At 68.2% G+C, this 4,661-nt stretch carries 5 protein-coding genes; all 5 read right to left on the reverse strand.

What is annotated here, in order from left to right; genetic code table 11:
* Positions 1–159 precede the first annotated feature (159 nt).
* On the reverse strand, positions 160–822 hold the full coding sequence (locus VGC47_14035; GenBank protein ID HEX9856427.1) for a response regulator transcription factor: 663 nt from the start codon (positions 820–822) through the stop codon (positions 160–162).
* Complete coding sequence (locus VGC47_14040; GenBank protein HEX9856428.1) at positions 819–2,243, reverse strand: HAMP domain-containing sensor histidine kinase; 1,425 nt, start codon at positions 2,241–2,243, stop codon at positions 819–821. Before VGC47_14040 ends, VGC47_14035 begins: the two co-directional genes overlap by 4 nt.
* A gap of 82 nt (positions 2,244–2,325) precedes the next feature.
* Positions 2,326–2,910, reverse strand: coding sequence for a hypothetical protein (locus VGC47_14045; protein HEX9856429.1), 585 nt, complete (start codon positions 2,908–2,910; stop codon positions 2,326–2,328).
* A 37-nt stretch (positions 2,911–2,947) separates the two neighbouring features.
* The gene (locus VGC47_14050; GenBank protein ID HEX9856430.1) at positions 2,948–4,156 is read right to left on the reverse strand and encodes an aminoglycoside phosphotransferase family protein; all 1,209 of its coding nucleotides are present in this window, start codon (positions 4,154–4,156) and stop codon (positions 2,948–2,950) included.
* Between the two features lie 163 nt (positions 4,157–4,319).
* Positions 4,320–4,661, reverse strand: a 342-nt coding sequence (locus VGC47_14055; protein ID HEX9856431.1) for an NAD(P)H-hydrate epimerase, incomplete at its 5' end; no start/stop codon positions are given.

The following is a 4,661-nucleotide window of genomic DNA, read 5'->3' on the forward strand; positions in this document are numbered from 1 at the left end:
AGCACCGACCAACCCGAGTCGGTCGGGATCGGTCTCGCCATCTCCAGGCAGCTCACCGACCTGATGGGCGGCATGCTCGACTATCGCTACGAGTCCGGTCACAGCATCTTCCGCCTGTCGCTGCAGGCCGCCTCGGGGTGATCGAGCTGGGATCGCGGCTCAGGGGTCGCGCAGGCGGTACCCCATACCGCGCACCGTCTCGATGAGGTCCTGCCCCAGCTTCTTGCGGAGGTAGCCGACGTACACGTCGACGACGTTGCTCCCCGTGTCGAAGTCGTAGCCCCACACCCTCGAGAGGAGCTGTTCGCGCGACAGAACCTGGTTGGCGTGGGTCATCAGAGTCTCGATCAACGAGAACTCGCGGGCGGACAGCTCGACCTCGGTGCCTCCGACCTCCGCCCTTCTCGTTCTCAGGTCGAGGCGAACGCCACCTGCCTCGATGCGGGCGGCCGTCGGCGTGCCGGAATCGCGCAGGCGGACGCGCACCCTGGCGAGGAGCTCCTCGAAGCGGAACGGCTTGGTGACGTAGTCGTCGGCCCCTCCCTCGAGCCCGGCCACCGTGTCCCCCACCCCTTTCCTGGCAGTGAGGATGATCACAGGCAGGCGTTCCCCTCTGCGGCGGATCTCGGCGAGCACGTCCTGTCCGTCTTTCCCCGGAAGGCCCAGGTCGAGGATCATCAGGTCGAAGTCGTCATCCCGGGCCGCATAGGCCGCGTCGCGACCGTCCCCGACGACCAGCGTGGCGAACCCGGCGGCGGCGAGCCCCTTCTCGAGGAAGGTGGCGATGCCCGGCTCGTCCTCGGCGATGAGGATCCTGCTCACACTTGATCCTTCCCCGGGTGCTCGGTCGGCAGTGTCAGCGTGAAGACCGCTCCCCCCGACGGGTGAGACTCGAACGAGATGTGACCTTCGTGCGCCTCGGCGATCGCCTTCACGATGGCAAGCCCCAAGCCGGCGCCGGTCGTCGCCCGGCGCCCGGTGCGGCCCCTGGTGAACCGCTCGAACAGCCGTCCCTTGGTGCTCTCGTCGATCCCGGGCCCCCCATCCTTGACCCAGATCATCGCCGACTCGCCGACGATCCGGCTTCCGATCGACACCGGAGTGCCATCGGGCGTGTGCTCGACGGCGTTGCGCATCAGGTTCATGATCGCCTGTGTGACTCGTTGCTCGTCGAACTCGACGACCGCCTCCGCGACCTCGTCGATGGTCCAGTCGCGGTGGTCGAGCGACTGGGCTTTCGATGCCAGATCTCGGGTCAGCTCGCCGAGGTCGACCGGGTGTGGTTGAACGAAATCGGGCTGTTCGGCAGTGGCCAGCACGAGGAGGTCGTCGACGATGCGCGACATGCGATCAAGCTCATCTGTGACGAGGGCGATCGTCTGCGCCCGATCGACCGGGTCGTCTCCCATGACTTCCAGGTTGCCGCGGATGATGGTGATGGGAGTCCTCAGCTCGTGCCCGGCGTCGTCGACGAATCGCCGTTGCGTTGCGAAGGCATCCTCCAGGCGATCGAGCATTGCGTTGAACGTGCGCCCCAACTCGGCGATCTCATCGTCTCCGTCCACGGGAATGCGACCCGAGAGGTCGGTCTCGCTCATGGAGCGGGCGGCGTCCGTCAGCAGCCTGAGCGGACGCAGGATGCCACCCGCCGCAACCCAAGCGATCGCCGAGGCGAGGAGGAAGATCGATCCATAGACGATGGCGCCGAGGCGCACGACGCCATCGACCCGCTCCAGGCGAGGTTCCATGAGGATGGCGACGACGAAGACGCCCCGGACGGCGCCATCCGACTCGAGCGGGATGGCGAGGTACCTGATCGGTCCGTCGTCGGAGTCGATCTCTCGTCGCTCGGGCCTCTCGACGTCGGTCCACTCGTCGACGATGGGCGTCGCCGCCAGAGCGGATCCCACGATGTCCCCGCGATACGGCCTTCCGTCCACGATGGTCACGATGCCCTCCCCCTCGAGGGGCACGTTGCGGGACAGGAACGTGTCGAATATGGCCTCGACGTCGCCTGCGAACTCCTTGCCAGACTCGGGGTCGATGCCGCCTGCGAGCTGACGGAGCTCACCCACCTCCTGGTCGAGCGCCTCGTCCGCATCCCGGGAAATCTGCTGGAGTAGGAATGCCCGCTGCACGATCAAGGCCGCAACCAGCGCACCCGCCAGGAGTAGCACGTACCACCCGAGGATCCGAGCTCGGGCAGACGGGTGACGCCTCGTCCGATTGACCTGGTGGTTCATCATTGGAAGGTTACGTGGCGGCACGGGACCGGCAAGAGGGCCCGGGGTCTCCCGGGCCCTCTTGCGTCGACGGCGACTCTGCTCAGGAGTCTGCCGAGCCGTCTGCCGTGTCGTCCGATCCGTCCGCTGAATCTGCACTGTCCGCAGGGCTATCTGCCGGGCTGTCCGCAGGCGAGTCCGCAGGGCTATCTGCCGGGCTGTCCGCAGGGCTGTCGGCTGGGCTGTCCGCAGGGCTATCTGCCGGGCTGTCTGCAGGCGAGTCCGCCGGGCTATCCGCAGGCGAGTCCGCCGGGCTGTCCGCAGGCGAGGCCGCAGGGCTGTCCGCCGGGCTGTCCGCAGGCGAGTCCGCCGGGCTGTCCGCCGGGCTGTCCGCAGGCGAGTCCGCAGCGCTGTCCTCCGACGCGTCGAATGGCGAGCTGGCGCTGTCGGCCGACTCGGTCCTGTCATCGAGGTCGACGACCACCGATGTCGGCAGCGGCCCGAGCGTGGGCGGGGCGACGACCTCGCTCATGTCGACACGGTCCTTCAGGTCGATCGCCCGCGGGTCGGCACTCGCCTCGCCCTGCGAGCCGACGATGAGGCCCGAGACCCCGAGCGCCCCAACAGTCGCCACTGATGCGACGACTCGCCAGTCCTTCGGTCGCTTCCATTGGTCCTTCAGCTGCATGGTCGATTCCTCTCCGTGTTGTGTGGGTTCGACACGATCAGGATGCCCGACCGCCGTGAGATGACGATGAGCCGGACATGAGATGTCCCTCATCGAGGGATCGAGCGCTCTCGACCCATGACTCGGCCAGTTTGAGCCTTCGTCTCGTCTCCTCCGGCCATGCGTGGCGCTGGACCCGGAACGGGCCTGTCGCCAGCGACACGATGACTGCGGCGGCGCGGCGGCGCAGGTCGACCGGGTCGAGATCAGCGTCCCAGCGACGCAGGAGCTCAGCTCCGAACCGGCGAGTCCGGTCCGGGGTCTTGGAGAGCTGCTGCCACAACGACAGGTGCCCGATCATCGTCGCTTGGTCCTCACCGACTCGACCCCAGCCGAACGTGTCGACGTCGAGGAGCCCGGCAACGCCTCCGCCATCGACGAGCACCTGTGCTTCGTAGAAGTCGCCATGCACCGCCGTGCCCCGGTCAGCGTCGTCGTGCCCGATGCTGGTGACGAGCTGCGTGAGACGGTCCTCTTCGTCGGGCAGGAGCGCCTGCAGCAGGCGGTGGACCCTGTCGAGGCGGTCGATCGCCGACCTCGCCCGCCGCGAGGCGGCGTTCGCGGGTAGCGAGCCCAAGAGGCGATCGAGCGCGTCGGCCGACGGAAGCGGCTGTTCGAGCGAATCCAGAGCGGCGCGCAGCGTCACACCGGAGAGGGCCTGCAGAACGACCATTCCGAGGGCGGCGTCGTAGCCGAGGCTGCGTGGCACAGGCAGATGGCTCGCAAGGGTCGTGTGGACACGGTGCAAGCGGGCGACTTCATCTGGAGGAACCAGCTTGATGTACACCGATCCACTTCGGCCGGCCACCTCGACGACGGCGCGCCTCCCCGGTCGATACGCCCGCAGGCGTGCAACCGGGTCGTCCGTGGTCACGGCACCGAGATCGTCGAGAAGCCTGCGCAGCGTCCCCGGATCGAGCGCCGACGCCAAGCCCGGCAGAGCTGGGTCGTGCGGAACGATCCATACGCCGACGCTTGCATCGCCCGACTCGACCACGGTGGCCCCCGGCGGCACAGCCCCAGAAACGGCAACCACCTGATGACGCCCTGCCAGGGCGCCTTCGACGTCGGCCGTGTAGCGCACCGTGATGCTCTCCCCAGGCCACCATGTGACTTGCTTGGCCGTTGCGCTCAGCAGGCGAACGCCGGAGGACGCCAGAGCGATGCGAAGCGGCGCCGGAACCGCGCTGCCGAGCAGGTCGTGCACGGCGGGCAAGGAAGGGTCGCTCAGGCGCGCGGTACGGGGGTTGGTCACGGCCACGCGGTCATCGTGTGCTCGGGCGATGAGACAGCCGTGAAACGAAGGTGAGAATCCTCTCATCATCGGGCAGAGCGCGCGAGGCGACCCGCGACCGTCGCTCTCTCGGTCGTCAGGCCGGCGACAAGGCGACGCGGAACTGTTCTTCGAAGATCGGAGACGTCAGCTCGATGCCCACCTCCTGGTAGATCCCCGGCGGGATGCCGATGTCGGCGAGCCAGAGGTGGCCGACGGAGATCGCGTCGAGGCCGGTCTTGGGGAGGGCGAGCGTCACGGTCGCGACGGCGTCGACAGCGGCCCCGGGAGCCAGGCCGGTGGTGGCGTCGACTCCCGACGGGACGTCGAGTGCAACGACCGGGGCGTCCCGGCTCTTCGCCCACTCGATCATGGCGAGCGGGACGCCGCCGGGGGAGCCGTCGAGGCTGTAGCCGATCACCGCATCGACGATCAGCGA

The organism is Acidimicrobiia bacterium, assembly GCA_036396535.1.
Taxonomy (GTDB): domain Bacteria; phylum Actinomycetota; class Acidimicrobiia; order Spongiisociales; family UBA5794; genus DASWKR01.